We start from the raw sequence: 16,649 nt of genomic DNA on the forward strand, positions 1-16,649 counted from the left end.
TGAAAAGATAGGTATTCCCATGAAAACTAAAACCGAGATGTTTGATGTGATTTTGCAAACTGCAAAAGTGCTACAAGTCAACGCTGTCGCCATGTCCGGCTCACGGACAAACCCAAATGCCCCCAAGGACGAGTTCCAAGACTATGATGTGGTCTACATTGTGGAGGATTTGGATGGTCTGGTAGCTGACCTTGCTTGGTTGGAAAGGTTTGGCAAGCGCATCATCGAGCAGCATAACCTACTTGACCATCGCCGCCTCTATCTCATGCTCTTTGAAGATGGCAATCGGATAGATTTGACCCTTTGCCCCAAGGAGCACATCAAAGAATGGGTGGATAGCGAAGCGGATTTCACGGTGCTGGATGACCCGCAGGGATTGTTTGCTCCTTATGCACCGACACCAAAGCGCTATTGGACGGCACCAGCCAGTGCGACTGACTTTGACAAATCCTGCAATGAATTCTGGTGGGTGTCAGCTTATGTAGTCAAGGGCATTCATCGAAACCACCTTGTCTATGCGACGGATCATCTGTATGGAATCTGCCAGCAAGAATTGCTCAGGCTTTTAGCTTGGCAAGTGGCAGCAGAAAAGGGGACGGTTGACGTTGGCAAGAACTACAAGTACCTCTTTCAGTATTTACCTGCTGAGAAAGAGAAAGAATTTACAGCCTTGCTTGACTTTTCTGACCAGAAAAACCTCACCAAGTCTCTCTTAGCTACCATGGACTTTTTCCACAAAGAAGCACAAGCTTTCTCTCGCAAAACTGGTTTCCCTTATGACAAAGCAACTGCAGAGAAGATGCTTGAGTATGCTGAGGCAAGACTTACCGATCACTGACTAAATGAAGAACGTAATTTAAAACATTAAACTACAGAAAGGATAGTTTGGTTACTTATAGTAACTGAACACTGGACTAATTTCCGTAATATATCCTTTATTTTATAAAAAACTACTCTACATTCTTTGAAAGGAGTTGAACACGCCCTAAATACTGTGCGAAAAAGATAAATTCTCTTGTGAGCATCGCTCACTGCAAGAATTTCTTATTTTCACTTTGTATTTTACGGGCTTAGTATCCTATGAGTAACATTCAAAACATGTCCCTTGAGGACATCATGGGAGAGCGCTTTGGTCGCTACTCCAAATACATCATTCAAGAGCGGGCCTTGCCGGACATTCGAGATGGCTTGAAGCCTGTGCAGCGCCGTATTCTTTATTCCATGAACAAGGACGGCAACACCTTTGACAAGGGCTACCGCAAGTCAGCCAAGTCAGTCGGGAACATCATGGGGAACTTCCACCCCCACGGTGACAGCTCCATCTACGATGCCATGGTTCGCATGTCTCAGGACTGGAAAAATCGTGAGATTCTCGTTGAGATGCACGGGAACAATGGTTCCATGGACGGTGATCCACCAGCGGCTATGCGTTATACTGAGGCACGCTTGTCTGAGATGGCTGGTTATCTTTTGCAGGATATCGAGAAAGATACCGTTCCTTTTGCTTGGAACTTTGACGATACCGAGAAGGAGCCGACTGTTCTGCCAGCAGCCTTTCCTAATCTTTTGGTCAATGGAGCAACTGGGATTTCTGCTGGTTATGCGACGGATATTCCACCTCATAATCTAGCTGAAGTCATTGACGCGGTCATCTATATGATTGACCATCCGTCTGCCAAGGTGGACAAACTCATGGAGTTTCTGCCTGGTCCAGACTTTCCGACAGGAGCTATTGTCCAAGGTCGTGATGAGATCAAGAAAGCCTACGAGACTGGGAAAGGTCGCGTCGTAGTGCGTTCCAGAACTGAGATTGAAAAGCTGAAGGGCGGTAAAGAGCAAATCGTCATTACTGAGATTCCTTACGAGATTAATAAGGCAGTCTTGGTCAAGAAGATTGACGATGTGCGGGTCAATAATAAGGTGGCTGGTATTGCGGAAGTGCGGGACGAATCCGACCGTAACGGTCTTCGCATTGCCATCGAGCTCAAGAAAGATGCCAATACCGAGCTGATTCTCAACTATCTCTTTAAGTACACTGATTTGCAGGTCAATTATAACTTCAACATGGTTGCGATCGACAACTTTACGCCTCGTTTGGTGGGGATTGTGCCAATCTTGACCAGTTATATTGCCCACCGCAAGGAGATTATTCTGGCTCGCAGCCGCTTTGACAAGGCCAAGGCTGAGAAACGGCTCCATATCGTGGAAGGATTGATTCGGGTTATTTCCATCTTGGACGAGGTGATCGCCCTGATTCGTGCTTCCGAAAACAAAGCAGATGCCAAGGAAAATCTTAAGATCAGCTATGATTTCACCGAGGAGCAAGCTGAGGCTATCGTCACTCTCCAACTCTACCGTTTGACCAATACAGACGTAGTGGTTCTGGAAGAGGAAGAAGCAGAGCTGCGCGAGAAGATTGCCATGCTAGCTGCTATTATCGGCGATGAGCGCACCATGTATAATCTTATGAAGCGTGAGCTCCGCGATGTCAAGAAGAAGTTTGGCAATCCGCGTCTCAGTGAGCTGCAGGATACAGCAAACGCTATCGAGATTAATACAGCTAGTCTCATTGTTGAGGAAGAAACCTATGTCAGCGTGACACGTTCTGGTTATATCAAACGGACCAGTCCACGTTCCTTCTCAGCATCGACCTTAGAAGAAATAGGCAAACGTGATGATGACCGACTGATTTTCGTCAGCCCGGCCAAGACGACCCAGCATTTGCTAATTTTCACAAGTCTTGGAAATGTCATTTACCGGCCTGTTCATGAGCTGTCAGACATACGCTGGAAAGAAATAGGAGAACACCTCAGCCAGACCATCAGTAACTTTGATACCAAGGAAGAAGTTATCTATACAGAATTACTGGACAGCTTTGAGGAAGGCACTTACTTTGCAGCGACTAAGTTAGGTCAAATCAAGCGAGTGGAGCGTAAGGAGTTCAGTCCTTGGCGGACCTACAAGTCTAAGGCGCTCAAGTTTGCTAAGCTGAAAAATGAAGACGATCAGGTTATTGCTCTGGCGCCGATTAAGCTGGATGATGTTATGCTCGTGACCAAAAATGGCTATGCCCTTCGTTTCAATATTGAGGAAGTACCTGTTATTGGTGCTAAGGCAGCTGGGGTTAAAGCCATCAATCTTAAGAAGGACGATGTTCTAGCGGCAGCCTTTATCGCCAACACAGACTCGCTTTACATCCTGACTCAGCGCGGTTCGCTCAAGCGTATGGCAGTCGCAGATATTCCTGTTACCAGTCGGGCAAATCGTGGTCTCCAAGTTCTGAGAGAGCTTAAGACCAAGCCACATCGTGTCTTTGCAGCTGGACCAGTCTATGGCGAAGCAGTGGACTTTGACCTCTTCACAACAGAAGCAGAAGCCAGCGAGGAGCAGATTTTGCAGGTGCTTTCTAATAAAGGAACTGTCTATGATGTAAACCTAGCTGAGCTCGGCTTATCAGAGCGAACAAGTAACGGAAGCTTTATCTCTGATACCATTTCGGACGAAGAAGTCTTCTCAGCTTATATTAAGTAATTTTCAAACCAGTTCAAACGAGCTGGTTTTTTCAAACTATAATTTAATAACAAAATTTTCTGAAAATTGAAAATAATGCTTGAAAATTTCTTAAAAAGGTGTAAAATAAGGAGTATCTAAAAAATGAAGTTTGGAAGTAGAGGAGTAAGATTATGACTGTAAATCTCGACTGGGAAAATCTAGGATTCTCATATATGAAATTGCCTTATCGCTTTTTAGCTTATTACCGCAATGGTCAGTGGGAGGAAGGCAAGCTGACAGAAGATGCGACCCTGCATATTTCTGAGTCTTCACCAAGCCTTCACTATGGTCAGCAGGCTTTTGAAGGACTTAAGGCCTATCGAACCAAGGATGGCAGTGTCCAGCTTTTCCGCCCAGATGAAAATGCTAAGCGCCTACAACGAACTTGCGATCGCCTCTTGATGCCGCAAGTTTCAACAGAAATGTTTGTGGAAGCTTGTAAGGCTGTTGTCCGTGCAAATGAAGAATATGTACCTCCATATGGAACAGGAGGAACTCTCTACCTTCGTCCACTTTTGATTGGTATCGGAGATATCATCGGGGTAAAACCAGCAGATGAGTATATTTTTACGATCTTTGCTATGCCAGTTGGAAACTACTTCAAGGGTGGTTTGGTTCCAACCAACTTCTTGATCCAAGACGAATATGACCGAGCGGCTCCACATGGTACAGGTGCTGCTAAGGTAGGTGGTAACTATGCAGCCAGTCTCCTACCAGGTAAGATAGCTAAGTCTCGTAACTTTTCAGATGTCATCTACCTAGATCCATCAACTCATACTAAGATTGAAGAAGTCGGATCAGCTAACTTCTTTGGAATTACAGCAAATAATGAATTTGTAACACCGCTGAGTCCATCTATTCTACCGTCCATTACCAAATATTCCTTGCTTTACTTGGCAGAGCACCGCTTGGGCTTGACTCCGATTGAAGGCGATGTTCCGATTAATGATTTGGATCGCTTTGTTGAAGCCGGAGCTTGTGGTACAGCGGCAGTTATTTCGCCAATCGGAGGTATCCAGCATGGTGATGATTTCCATGTATTCTATAGCGAGACGGAAGTTGGTCCAGTCACCCGTAAGCTTTATGACGAATTAACAGGTATCCAATTTGGTGATGTTGAAGCGCCAGAAGGTTGGATCTACAAAGTTGATTGATAGGAAGAGCCTAAAAGGCTCTTTTCTTCTTATTTGCAGGAAATCACTTGCCAGGTTTTTGCTTTTTGTGTAAAATAGTATTTTGAAAGAGGTAAGAAATGAGTAAAAAAGATAAGAAGATTGAAATTCAAATTAATGATAGTAAGGTCAAAGTAGGAGCAGATTTATTTGATGGCTATTCACTCGTTATTGGTAAAAAAGTAATTGGCGAGATTGCAGAATTAGACGGCCAGTATGCTATAATTAAAAACGGCAATGCGGATGCTTTCTATAAAAAACTTGAAAAGGCTGTAGAAAATTTAATAGAAACCTATAATTTAGGCAAATAAGGTGTTGATTTTCCATTTTTTTCGTGTTATAATAGATGACGTTGATTGTATACGGAGAGATAGCGAAGAGGCTAAACGCGGCGGACTGTAAATCCGCTCCTTCGGGTTCGGGGGTTCGAATCCCTCTCTCTCCATTAGCGTTCATTTTGACGATGATAAAGTGACTATTGTCAGCGCTCTTTTTGGGGTATAGCCAAGCGGTAAGGCAAGGGACTTTGACTCCCTCATGCGTTGGTTCGAATCCAGCTACCCCAGTTCTTAGGTGATATATCAGATGAGGGGTTAAAATATCTTAGGGTATTTTATTTCTTTATAAAAGGTATAAAAACGGTAAAGATAAATTAACATGTCGTTGCGGGCGCTTAGGAAAATAAAATGGATGTCAAGTGAAAACTTGATTGTTGGAGGATTTTTTAGATGAATGAATTTGAAGATTTGCTAAACAGTGTTAGCCAAGTCGAGCCAGGTGATGTTGTTACTGCTGAAGTATTGACAGTTGATGCAAACCAAGCTAATGTTGCAATTTCTGGCACTGGTGTTGAAGGAGTGTTAACTCTTCGTGAGTTGACTAATGATCGTGATGCTGACATTAACGACCTTGTAAAAACAGGCGAAACACTTGAATTGCTCGTTCTTCGTCAAGTAGTGGGTAAAGATACAGATACAGTTACTTACCTAGTATCTAAAAAACGTTTAGAAGCTCGCAAAGCATGGGACAAATTGGTTGGTCGTGAAGAAGAAGTTGTTACTGTTAAAGGAACTCGTGCAGTTAAGGGTGGACTTTCTGTTGAGTTTGAAGGACTTCGTGGTTTTATTCCAGCTTCAATGCTTGACACTCGTTTTGTACGTAATACTGAACGCTTTGTAGGTCAAGAATTTGATGCTAAGATTAAAGAAGTTGATCCAAAAGAAAACCGCTTCATCCTTTCACGTCGTGAAGTTGTTGAAGCTGAAGCTGCTGCAGCTCGTGCCGAAGTATTTGGTAAATTAAATGTTGGTGATGTTGTAACTGGTAAAGTTGCTCGTATCACTAGCTTTGGTGCTTTCATTGATCTTGGTGGTGTTGATGGTTTGGTTCACTTAACTGAGTTATCACATGAGCGTAACGTATCACCTAAATCTGTTGTAACAGTTGGTGAAGAAATTGAAGTGAAAGTCCTTGACTTAAACGAAGAAGAAGGTCGTGTATCACTTTCACTTAAAGCTACAACACCTGGACCATGGGATGGTGTTGAACAAAAACTTGCTGCTGGTGATGTAATTGAAGGTACTGTTAAACGCTTGACAGACTTTGGTGCTTTTGTTGAAGTATTGCCAGGTATTGATGGTTTGGTTCACATCTCACAAATTTCTCACAAACGTGTTGAAAATCCAAAAGATGTCTTGTCAGTTGGCCAAGAAGTAACTGTTAAAGTTCTTGAAGTTAACCCAGCTAATGAGCGTGTATCACTTTCTATTAAAGCTCTTGAAGAACGCCCTGCGCAAGAAGAAGGACAAGAAAAAGAAGAAAAACGCCAATCACGTCCACGTCGTCCTAAACGTCAAGAAAAACGTGACTTTGAACTTCCAGAAACTCAAACTGGATTCTCAATGGCTGACTTGTTTGGTGATATCGAATTATAAGATAATTTAGAAGTTGAGTTTTCTCAACTTCTTTTTCTTTTTTGACTTGTATTTTTAGTGAAAATTAGTTATAATAAATGAGTTGCCACCCTTAGTGTAATGGATATCACGTAAGATTCCGGTTCTTGAGATGGGAGTTCGATTCTCTCAGGGTGGATGACTTAAAATTGGACTCTTCGGAGTCTTTTTTCTTTCTTGGAGGAACATGCAATGACAGTAAAATTAATTGCCCATAGCTTGATCGAGAAAGACGGGAAGTATTTGCTTATCAAACGCTCGAAAATAAAGCGAGGCCTCCCTAATGTCTATCCATCTTATTGGGATATTCCAGTCGGAAGTGTAGAAGAGAATGAACTGCCTAGAGAGGCCGCTCTACGTGAGACTATGGAGGAGGTTAATCAAAACCTTCGGATTGATAAGATTATCCATGAAGATAGTCAGTTTGATGCTAGCAAAGATACTGTTTTCACACGCTTAGTTTATGCGGGTAGAATTTTTGGAAGAGCGTGATATTATATTAGATCCAGAAGAGCACACAGACTTTGTCTGGATTTCTTCTTTGAAAGACCTAGAGAGCGAGCTCATCGTACCTTATTTGATAGATATTTTTGCTGACAAATCTGTATAAAGCAAAAAAAAAAAACATCCCCTTTTAACAAGGAGATGTTTTTTTCTTAGTTTTTAGAAGCTGCTTGGAATTCTGGATTTTTCCATGCTTCATCAATGATTGCTTGTAACTCTTTAGCAGAAGCTTGCATTTTTTGAGTTTCAGCATCGTTCAATGGGATATTTACTGGACGTACGATACCGTGAGCACCAACGATTGCCGGTTGACCGATAAAGACGTTTTCAACTCCATATTGGCCTTCTTGGAAGACAGAAAGTGGTAGAACGGCATTTTCATCATCAAGGATAGCTTTAGTAATACGAGCAAGGGCAACTGCGATACCGTAGTATGTAGCACCTTTTTTATTGATGATTGAGTAAGCGGCGTCACGGACTGAAATGAAGAGGTCTACAAGATCCGCTTCGTTCAAGTCACGGTTAGCTTGTAACCATTGTTCTAGTTTTACACCAGCTACGTTAGCGTGTGACCAAACAGCGAACTCTGAGTCACCATGTTCACCCATGATGTAGGCATGGACTGAACGAGCATCAACACCGATTTTAGCTGCCAAAGCTTGACGGAAACGAGCTGAGTCAAGTGATGTACCAGAACCAATGACACGTTCTTTAGGGAAGCCAGAGAACTTCCAAGTAGAGTAAGTTAAGACATCAACTGGGTTAGCAGCTACGAGGAAGATACCATCGAAACCAGAAGCAACAACTTGCTCAACGATAGATTTGTTGATAGCAAGGTTTTTACCAACAAGATCAAGACGAGTTTCGCCAGGTTTTTGGGGAGCACCAGCTGTGATAACAACAAGGTCAGCATCCGCGCAGTCTTCGTATTTTGCTGCATAAATTTTCTTAGGTGAAGTAAATGCAAGCGCATGACTAAGGTCCTCTGCGTCACCAACTGCTTTTTCAAATAATTGTGGAATTTCAATAATACCGAGTTCTTGTGCAATTCCTTGGTTAACAAGAGCAAATGCGTATGAAGAACCTACGGCACCATCACCGATAAGGATTACTTTTTTATGTTGTTTTTCAAGAGTCATCTCTAAAATCTCCTTTTATTTTTTTACGGGTTTGTCCCAAACAAGTCTATTCTATCACTTTTAACATGCTTTGTCACGGCAGATGGTCATCTTTAAAAGATGTAAACGTTTTTAGGATCAAGGCTATTTACTGAAAAAATGTTTAAAATATGATATAATAGTACAGTTATATAAAGTGAAAAGAGGCATTTTTTTAATGCAAGATAAGAATTTAGTAAATGTCAATCTAACGAGTGAAATGAAGACAAGTTTCATTGACTATGCTATGAGTGTTATCGTTTCTCGTGCACTTCCAGATGTTCGTGATGGATTAAAACCGGTTCATCGTCGGATTCTTTATGGAATGAATGAGCTGGGAGTTACTCCTGATAAACCACATAAAAAATCAGCCCGTATTACAGGTGATGTTATGGGTAAATACCATCCGCATGGTGACTCATCGATTTATGAAGCTATGGTTCGGATGGCACAATGGTGGAGCTATCGCTACATGCTTGTTGATGGCCATGGAAATTTTGGTTCCATGGACGGAGATGGAGCTGCTGCTCAGCGTTATACAGAAGCACGTATGAGCAAAATTGCTCTTGAGATGCTTCGTGATATCAACAAGAATACTGTTGACTTTATCGATAACTATGATGCTAATGAGCGAGAACCAATAGTCCTTCCTGCCCGTTTTCCAAATCTTTTGGTTAATGGTGCAACTGGTATTGCTGTTGGTATGGCGACTAATATTCCGCCGCATAATTTAGCAGAGTCTATTGATGCGGTTAAGCTGGTCATGGATAATCCTGAAGCAACAACCCGTGATATTATGGAAGTTTTGCCTGGGCCTGATTTTCCAACAGGAGCCCTAGTTATGGGCAAATCAGGTATTCACCGTGCCTATGAAACGGGGAAAGGCTCGATTGTTTTACGTTCTCGTACTGAAATTGAAGAAATGAAAAATGGTCGCGAGCGGATTGTTGTAACCGAGTTTCCTTATATGGTTAATAAGACTAAGGTTCATGAGCACATTGTTCGCTTAGTACAAGAAAAACGTATTGATGGTATAACAGCTGTCCGTGACGAGTCTAATCGTGAGGGTGTCCGTTTTGTCATTGAGGTTCGTCGGGATGCGTCTGCTCATGTCATTCTAAATAATCTCTTTAAATTGACACAAATGCAGACCAATTTCAGCTTCAATATGTTAGCTATCCAAAATGGTGTTCCTAAAATACTCTCTCTTCGTGAGATTCTTTTAGCTTATATCGAGCACCAAAAAGAAGTTGTGACTCGTCGAACAGCCTTTGATAAAGATAAGGCCGAGGCTCGCACTCATATTTTAGCAGGTTTGCTGATTGCTCTTGACCACATCGATGAAGTTATTCGCATTATTCGCAACAGCGAGACGGATGCTGAAGCACAGGCTGAATTAATGGCTAAGTTTGAATTGTCTGAACGTCAAAGTCAGGCTATTCTCGATATGCGCTTGCGTCGTTTGACTGGTTTGGAACGCGATAAAATTCAGTCAGAATATGATGAATTGATTGCTCTAATAGCTGATTTGGCAGATATCTTAGCTAAACCTGAAAGAGTTCTTACAATTATTAGAGAAGAATTGGATGAAGTGAAGCGGAAATTTGCTGATGAACGTCGAACAGAGCTTATGGTAGGAGAAGTTCTCTCTCTAGAAGATGAAGATCTGATTGAAGAAGCGGATGTTTTGATCACCTTGTCAAATAAAGGATATATCAAACGTTTAAACCAAGATGAGTTTACAGCTCAGAAACGTGGAGGTCGTGGTGTTCAAGGGACAGGCGTCAAGGATGATGATTTCGTCAAGGAACTTGTTTCGACTAGTACTCATGATCGTCTACTCTTCTTCACTAATAAGGGACGAGTTTATCGTCTGAAAGGATATGAGATACCTGAATATGGCCGGACTGCAAAAGGTTTACCAATTGTGAATCTCCTGAAATTGGATGAAGGAGAAACAATTCAAACTATTATCAATGTGGAACAGGATCATAGCCAAGACTCTTATCTCTTCTTTACGACTCGTCTAGGGGTAGTCAAGCGTACTAGCGTAGCTGATTTTGCTAATATTCGTCAGAATGGACTCAAGGCTTTGAATTTGAAGGATGAAGACGAGCTGATTAATGTTTTCCTAACTGATGGAGCTGCTGATGTTATTATCGGAACAAAATTTGGTTATTCTGTTCGCTTCAATGAGACAGCTGTTAGAAACATGAGCCGTATTGCAACTGGCGTACGTGGTGTTAACCTAAGAGACGGTGACCAGGTCGTTGGTGCAGGTGTTGTGTCTGACAATGATGAAGTTCTTGTTATTACTGAAAAAGGTTATGGTAAGCGAACTCTTGCTAGTGAATATCCGACAAAAGGCCGTGGTGGTAAAGGGATTAAAACAGCTAATATCACAGAAAAAAATGGTCCTTTAGCTGGTTTGATGACAGTCAATGGTCAAGAAGATCTGATGATCATAACTAATACTGGTGTAATCATACGGACCAGTGTTGCAAATATTTCACAAACTGGTCGCTCTACAATGGGTGTTAAGGTGATGCGTCTTGATCAGAATGCTCAGATTGTTACTTTTACAACTGTAGAAGCAGATGATAAAGAAGAGTTGCAAGACGAGAAGGAGTAAAATATGGCCAGAGGATCACGAAGAGCCAAGAAGAAACGCAGTAAACGTAATATTATATTAAATATTCTTTCAGTTATCTTACTGTTAGTTGCACTTGCCCTAATTTTTAATTCTTCAATTAGAAATATGATTATGGTTTGGCATACAAACAAGTACCAAGTTTCTAAAGTATCTAAGAAAGAAATTGAAAAGAATAAAGCAAGTAAAGGTAGTTTCAATTTTGAAAAGGTTGAGCCTTTATCGACTGAAGCTGTCTTAAATGCCCAATGGAAAGCACAACAACTTCCTGTTATCGGTGGGATTGCGATTCCTGAACTGTCTCTAAATTTACCAATTTTTAATGGACTTGAGAATGCAGGTCTTTATTATGGCGCTGGTACTATGAAAGAAACTCAGCAAATGGGAAAAGGAAACTATGCTTTAGCTAGCCACCATGTTTTCGGGATTACGGGAGCCAATGAAATGCTCTTCTCCCCTCTTGATCGAGCAAAAGCTGGTATGAAGATTTATCTGACAGATAAAGATAAAGTTTATACTTATTCAATAACTAGTATTGAAAACGTGGAACCTGAAAGGGTAGATGTGGTTGATGATGCAGCTGATGGTACAGCAGAGGTTACTTTGGTAACCTGTGAAGATGCTGCGGCAACTTCTCGTACAATTGTTAAGGGTGTTTTAGAAAGTGAAACTCCATACAAAGAAACACCGAAGAAGATTTTGAACTACTTCAATAAATCATACAATCAAATGCAACTATAAATCTTATAATAAAAAAGAAGGAAGCATAAGTTTAATGCTTTCCTTTTTTCTTTTGCGAATAAATAGATTGTAAGGAGGTTTTTATGTACAGTATATCATTTCAAGAGGAATCATTATTACCACGGGAACGATTAGTAAGACTAGGAGCAGAGCAGTTAAGCAATCAGGAATTGCTGTCTATTCTCATTCGTACAGGAAATAAAAAAGAGAATGTATTCCAAATAGCTAGTAGAATTTTAGCATCAGTATCAAGTCTGACTGAACTGCGTCACATGACTCTATCTGAACTACAGGGGATATCTGGTATAGGGCAAGTAAAGGCGATTGAGCTACAGGCCATGATTGAGTTGGGTAGTCGTATTTCAAAAGCGGAGAATTTTGAAGGAGAACGTATACTGAGTAGTCAAAAACTTGCTAAGAAAATGCAACAGGAATTAAGTCATAAAAAACAGGAGCATTTGGTTGCACTTTATTTGAACACACAAAATCAGATTATTCATCAACAAACTATTTTCATTGGAAGTCTGACTCGGAGTTTAGCAGAACCTAGGGAGATTCTTCATTATGCGATTAAGCATATGGCGACATCAATTATCTTGGTCCATAATCATCCTTCAGGCGCGACTAGGCCAAGTAGGGATGATGATCAGGTGACAGAGAAAATAAAAGAAGCCTGCGAAATGATGGGCTTCATTTTATTGGATCATTTAATTGTGGGAGGGGATAGCTATTATAGTTATCGAGAGGAAACAGACCTCATTTAAGGACGGTTAGCTATAGTGCTTAATCATGCTCTTTTTTCATAAAGTAGAGAAGAGTTTGTAGTTCGCTTGTCAAATCGACATACTGAACAACAATTTCTTTTGGTAGATGAAGATGCACAGGTGAAAAACTCATAATCCCTTTTATTCCAGCATCGACAAGAATATTGGCTACTTCCTGGGCTTTTACACTTGGAACAGTTAAAATTGCTGTCTTGATGTCTGCATCCTTGATTTTTTCTTTGATTTGAGAAATGCCATAAATTGGAATACCATCAGGGGTTTTTGTTCCAACTTCTTTGTGACTATCAACATCAAAAGCCATGACAATTTTCATCTTATTTCTTTCATGGAAGCGGTAGTGGAGAAGAGCGTGCCCCATATTACCAACTCCTACAAGCATGACATTGGTGATTGAGTTATCATTAAGCAAATCGGCAAAAAAATTCATTAATTTCTTAACATCGTAGCCAAAACCTCTGCGTCCAAGTTCACCAAAATAAGAAAAATCTCTTCGAACAGTAGCAGAGTCAATACCAATTGCTTCTGCAATTTGTTTGGAACTGGCTTTTTCTATTTTTTCTGCATTAAAGCGTTTAAAAATACGGTAGTAGAGGGATAAACGCTTGGCAGTTGCACGCGGAATAGTTGAATTTTTTTCGGTTTTCACAAAATCACGTCCTTTCATTTCTATTTTATAGAAAGTTTGTGAAAAAATCAACTATTTTAAAAGAATCTAAGGAACTAAAAATAAAAAAAGAAAACTAAAATCCTTAGTTTTCTTTTTTACTTTCGTAAGCCGATAAATCAAACTGTAACATGGTTCGATAAAGATTGCCTATTTTTCCTTCATAGGGAACTTCTATCCCCTTATATGTCAATGAGAGGACCGTTAAGTCATCTGGGATAGTGACACAGCCTGAAAAAGCTAACATGAATTCATCAAAATCAAGATAACGAACGATTCGTTCGACCTTATAAGAATCTAAGTATTTAAGTTCAATCATGGATATTCTCTGTAATTCTTGAATAAATGTTGGATTATTGTTCCGTCTTTGTAAAAATCTCTCTTTCAACTAAGCTATCCATCAAAAAGTAGAATTTCTGCTGGAGAATCTTTTGATCTTCTGATTTAAAAATATTAACTAGACGAAGACCTGATTTATCTGTGATATTAATTTTAAAACCAGACAAGTCTTTATTGAAAATAATTTTTAATAAAAATCCTTGACCACTATTTGGAATTTCCTCTAAAAGGCGAGTTAGCTCAAAGTTTCCTACTTTTGTTTCGGCAAAGGTATTATCTTTTAATGTAAATTTTTTAACATTTGGATTTATTTCATAACTGTATAAACAATCTTTTAATGCTACTGACTTTTCAAAGGCCATGTGTTTCTCCTAAAATTTCTTTTAATTTTTTTGTTAAAATTTGTATTTCTTGAATTGTATTTTGATCAGAAAAACTGATTCTGAAGGATTCTTTTAATTTGGGGGAAGTCTCACCATAAAAAGCTGACAAAACGTGGCTTGGCTCAATCGCTCCAGCAGTACATGCTGATCCTGTGGAGACAGAAATTCCTGCCATATCTAACTTCATCAGCAGGATATCGTTTGCCTGGCCTGGAAATCCCATGTTAACCACATGAGGTAAATGAGGCTCCTGTTCATTGAGATAATAGTCGATAGTACCAAGTCCTTGCAAAAGTTCGTATCGAAGCTCTTGAATATGACTGAAGTTTTCGGCTATATGTTCAATATTATTTTCTAGTGCTGTAGCCATTCCAGCAATGGAAATGATGTTTTCCGTACCTGCTCTTTTTTTATCTTCCTGACTTCCACCGTGAAGTAGATTTTCAAAGTGGAAATCTTTAGCATATAAGAAGCCAGTTCCCTTCGGCCCGTGAAATTTATGAGCTGAAGCACTTAAAAAATCAATTCCTAATTCTTCTGGATAGATAGGAATCTTCCCCATAGCTTGAACCGCATCTACATGAAATTTTGCTGGATGAGCTTTTAAAACTTCTCCAATTTCCTTAATAGGTAGTAGATAACCGGTCTCATTATTAGCAAACATGGTAGAAACAAGAATTGTGTCAGGACGAAGTGCATTCTTTATATCTTTTACTCGTATCTTTCCGTCGACTGGTTGGATAAAAGAAATCTCAAATCCGTATTTTTCGGCTAAATGGTGTAAGGGTTCTAAAACAGAATGATGCTCAATTGCTGTCGTAATAATGTGTTTTCCTAGATCTTGATGCTTGAGAGCATAGCCTTTTAGTATGGTATTATTGCTTTCGGTAGCACCAGAAGTGAACAGAATATTTTTGGCATTAGTTCGCAATACCTGAGCAATAGTCTGCCTGGCCTGTCTAAGAATCTTGCTAGCCTCTCGTCCATGTTGATGAGTGCTAGATGGATTTCCATAGACCTGTACCATTAAGTCGGTCATCTTTTGGATAGCTACAGACGAAAGAGGGGTCGTGGCTGCATTGTCAAAATAAATCATTTTCAGTCCTTATTTTTTATTATATGCAAAGAGAGGACTGACAGGTTTTCTCTCTTGGATGCGGACAATAGCATCAGCAATCAACTCACTTGCTGTAATGTACTGGATGTTTTTTGGAGTTTTTTCTTTGGTGTCTACAGAATCGGTTACTAAAATTTCTTTGATCGGAACAGCATCTAATTTTTCAGCGGCACCATCAACGAAGAGACCGTGGCTTGAAACCGCATAGATTTCGGTTGCTCCTTCTCGATCGACAATTTTAGCAGCTTCAGTAAAGGTACGTCCAGTATTCAAGATGTCATCAATTAAGATCGCTTTCTTACCAGCTACCTCACCAATAATATATCCTTCATTGCGGTGAGCATCGTCTTGAGCATAGTCAATAATAGCGATAGGAGCATCTAGATGTTCTGCTAAACTGCGAGCTCTCTTAACACCTGAGTTCTTTGGACTTACAACGACAACATCATCACCTGTTAAGCCTTTATCGCAATAGTGTTTTGCAAAAAGAGGAACAGTGTAAAGATTGTCAACAGGAATGTCGAAGAATCCCTGCACTTGAACAGCGTGTAGATCAAGAGTCAGTACTCGATTCACACCTGCTTTTACTAACATATTTGCTACTAGTTTTGCTGTGATTGGTTCCCGTGGTGCTGCTGTACGGTCTTGACGAGCGTAACCAAAGTATGGAATTACAACGTTTACTGAGTTAGCACTGGCACGATTACAAGCATCTACCATGATGAGCAGTTCCATCAAATGGTTGTTTACCGGAAAACTTGTAGATTGAATGATGAAAACATCAAAGCCACGTACGCTTTCTTCGATGTTGACTTGGATTTCTCCATCAGAGAACTGACGTGATGAAAGTTTCCCAAGCGGTATTCCAGCAGCTTTTGCAATCTTCTCAGCGATAGCATGATTTGAGTTGAGCGAGAATAATTTCATGTTCTTTTTGTCATTGATTGAACCAAACATACCTAAAGATAACTCCTTTAATTTTCTGATTACTATTTTATCAAAAATATAAGAATTTTTCAGCTATTTGGCAAGTTTTTAGCAAATCTAGCGATCTTGCTTTTTAGGGGTGTGTACGGGAGATTGTTTTCTTGTAGAAAGTCAAAGAAATTAACTTTTCCATCTTCAGCATCTTGAACTTCAAGTTCGATTTCATAATCGTGAACATCAAAATAAAAATTTTCATCCAGAGCTAGAAGTCCAAACTCATGTTTCATTTCTCTGCGAATGGTGGTTAAGTGGCCTAGGATGGTTAATTGATTTAGCTGAATCTTCGTTTTCTTCAAGTTTTCAAGAATCTCTCCCTCTGGTAGAGTCATATTCTCAATTATAGAATTAACTTCATCTGCTGATAAAGCTTGGTTGTATTCCATTGTTCCTACCCCTTGTGATACCTTCAAAGTCAGCTCAGCTGAATCCTCAAAACGACGGATACGTAAGGCCATTTTGTGGTCTCTGATAAAAAAATCGGGAGTATCGATATAATAGTTTGTTTGTTTTACTGGAGTAATATCTTTAAAAAGTGGTAGCAGACTGTCGAATTGTTCTTTGTTTAATCCGGATTTGTATTCAATCTCTAAATGGTTCATTGTTGATCCTTTTCTTTCGTTTGAAAACGATTTATGTTATAATAATA

General features: G+C 40.1%; 15 protein-coding genes, 3 tRNA genes and 1 pseudogene. 12 read left to right on the forward strand and 7 right to left on the reverse strand.

Features of this window, described 5'->3' with window-relative positions:
- Window positions 1-19: 19 nt before the first annotated feature.
- The 9 genes and pseudogenes from HMPREF3108_RS02865 (at window position 20) to HMPREF3108_RS02905 (ending at window position 7,286) form a co-directional block, all read left to right on the forward strand.
- Window positions 20-838: an aminoglycoside 6-adenylyltransferase gene (locus tag HMPREF3108_RS02865; protein ID WP_048780117.1), complete on the forward strand. Its 819-nt coding sequence runs from the start codon at window positions 20-22 to the stop codon at window positions 836-838.
- Window positions 839-1,080: 242 nt separating this feature from the next.
- A complete protein-coding gene (parC, locus tag HMPREF3108_RS02870) occupies window positions 1,081-3,531 on the forward strand; it encodes a DNA topoisomerase IV subunit A (RefSeq protein ID WP_061595894.1) in 2,451 nt (816 codons plus the stop codon).
- A 152-nt stretch (window positions 3,532-3,683) separates the two neighbouring features.
- The gene (locus HMPREF3108_RS02875; RefSeq protein ID WP_048780111.1) at window positions 3,684-4,706 is read left to right on the forward strand and encodes a branched-chain amino acid aminotransferase; all 1,023 of its coding nucleotides are present in this window, start codon (window positions 3,684-3,686) and stop codon (window positions 4,704-4,706) included.
- A gap of 98 nt (window positions 4,707-4,804) precedes the next feature.
- Window positions 4,805-5,035 carry a DUF2969 domain-containing protein gene (locus HMPREF3108_RS02880; RefSeq protein WP_008809182.1) on the forward strand — a complete coding sequence of 77 codons (231 nt, stop codon included), beginning with the start codon at window positions 4,805-4,807 and terminating at the stop codon, window positions 5,033-5,035.
- A gap of 53 nt (window positions 5,036-5,088) precedes the next feature.
- Window positions 5,089-5,169: transfer RNA gene (locus HMPREF3108_RS02885), tRNA-Tyr, on the forward strand.
- Between the two features lie 49 nt (window positions 5,170-5,218).
- A tRNA-Gln gene (locus tag HMPREF3108_RS02890) sits at window positions 5,219-5,290 on the forward strand.
- A gap of 162 nt (window positions 5,291-5,452) precedes the next feature.
- A complete protein-coding gene (rpsA, locus tag HMPREF3108_RS02895) occupies window positions 5,453-6,658 on the forward strand; it encodes a 30S ribosomal protein S1 (RefSeq protein ID WP_008809181.1) in 1,206 nt (401 codons plus the stop codon).
- 85 nt (window positions 6,659-6,743) lie between these two features.
- A tRNA-Arg gene (locus tag HMPREF3108_RS02900) sits at window positions 6,744-6,815 on the forward strand.
- A 53-nt stretch (window positions 6,816-6,868) separates the two neighbouring features.
- Window positions 6,869-7,286 (forward strand): annotated as a pseudogene (locus tag HMPREF3108_RS02905) (NUDIX hydrolase).
- Between the two features lie 46 nt (window positions 7,287-7,332).
- Here HMPREF3108_RS02905 and HMPREF3108_RS02910 read toward each other — a convergent pair.
- On the reverse strand, window positions 7,333-8,319 hold the full coding sequence (locus HMPREF3108_RS02910; protein ID WP_008809179.1) for an L-lactate dehydrogenase: 987 nt from the start codon (window positions 8,317-8,319) through the stop codon (window positions 7,333-7,335).
- Between the two features lie 196 nt (window positions 8,320-8,515).
- Between HMPREF3108_RS02910 and gyrA the strand changes: the two genes are divergently transcribed.
- From gyrA to radC, 3 genes are all read left to right on the forward strand, one after another.
- Window positions 8,516-10,969, forward strand: coding sequence for a DNA gyrase subunit A (gyrA, locus tag HMPREF3108_RS02915; protein ID WP_070493239.1), 2,454 nt, complete (start codon window positions 8,516-8,518; stop codon window positions 10,967-10,969).
- 3 nt (window positions 10,970-10,972) lie between these two features.
- Window positions 10,973-11,728: a class A sortase gene (locus HMPREF3108_RS02920; RefSeq protein ID WP_070493242.1), complete on the forward strand. Its 756-nt coding sequence runs from the start codon at window positions 10,973-10,975 to the stop codon at window positions 11,726-11,728.
- Window positions 11,729-11,811: 83 nt separating this feature from the next.
- Complete coding sequence (gene radC, locus HMPREF3108_RS02925; protein WP_048780106.1) at window positions 11,812-12,492, forward strand: RadC family protein; 681 nt, start codon at window positions 11,812-11,814, stop codon at window positions 12,490-12,492.
- A 19-nt stretch (window positions 12,493-12,511) separates the two neighbouring features.
- Here radC and HMPREF3108_RS02930 read toward each other — a convergent pair whose 3' ends face one another.
- From HMPREF3108_RS02930 to HMPREF3108_RS02955, 6 genes are all read right to left on the reverse strand, one after another.
- A complete protein-coding gene (locus HMPREF3108_RS02930; RefSeq protein ID WP_012000628.1) occupies window positions 12,512-13,159 on the reverse strand; it encodes a redox-sensing transcriptional repressor Rex in 648 nt (215 codons plus the stop codon).
- A 103-nt stretch (window positions 13,160-13,262) separates the two neighbouring features.
- Window positions 13,263-13,496 (reverse strand): DUF4649 family protein, encoded by a 234-nt coding sequence (locus HMPREF3108_RS02935; protein ID WP_048780103.1) that lies wholly within the window; start codon window positions 13,494-13,496, stop codon window positions 13,263-13,265.
- A gap of 34 nt (window positions 13,497-13,530) precedes the next feature.
- Window positions 13,531-13,878, reverse strand: coding sequence for a DUF1831 domain-containing protein (locus HMPREF3108_RS02940; protein WP_048780101.1), 348 nt, complete (start codon window positions 13,876-13,878; stop codon window positions 13,531-13,533).
- Window positions 13,868-14,995, reverse strand: a complete 1,128-nt coding sequence (locus HMPREF3108_RS02945) for a cysteine desulfurase family protein (protein WP_048780099.1) — start codon at window positions 14,993-14,995, stop codon at window positions 13,868-13,870. The genes HMPREF3108_RS02940 and HMPREF3108_RS02945 overlap by 11 nt, the downstream gene beginning before the upstream one ends.
- Window positions 14,996-15,004: 9 nt before the next feature.
- On the reverse strand, window positions 15,005-15,961 hold the full coding sequence (locus HMPREF3108_RS02950; RefSeq protein ID WP_096755428.1) for a ribose-phosphate diphosphokinase: 957 nt from the start codon (window positions 15,959-15,961) through the stop codon (window positions 15,005-15,007).
- Between the two features lie 71 nt (window positions 15,962-16,032).
- Window positions 16,033-16,602: a CYTH domain-containing protein gene (locus HMPREF3108_RS02955; protein WP_070493245.1), complete on the reverse strand. Its 570-nt coding sequence runs from the start codon at window positions 16,600-16,602 to the stop codon at window positions 16,033-16,035.
- Between the last annotated feature and the right edge of the window lie 47 nt (window positions 16,603-16,649).

The organism is Streptococcus sp. HMSC10A01 (genome assembly GCF_001807785.1).
GTDB lineage: Bacteria > Bacillota > Bacilli > Lactobacillales > Streptococcaceae > Streptococcus > Streptococcus gordonii.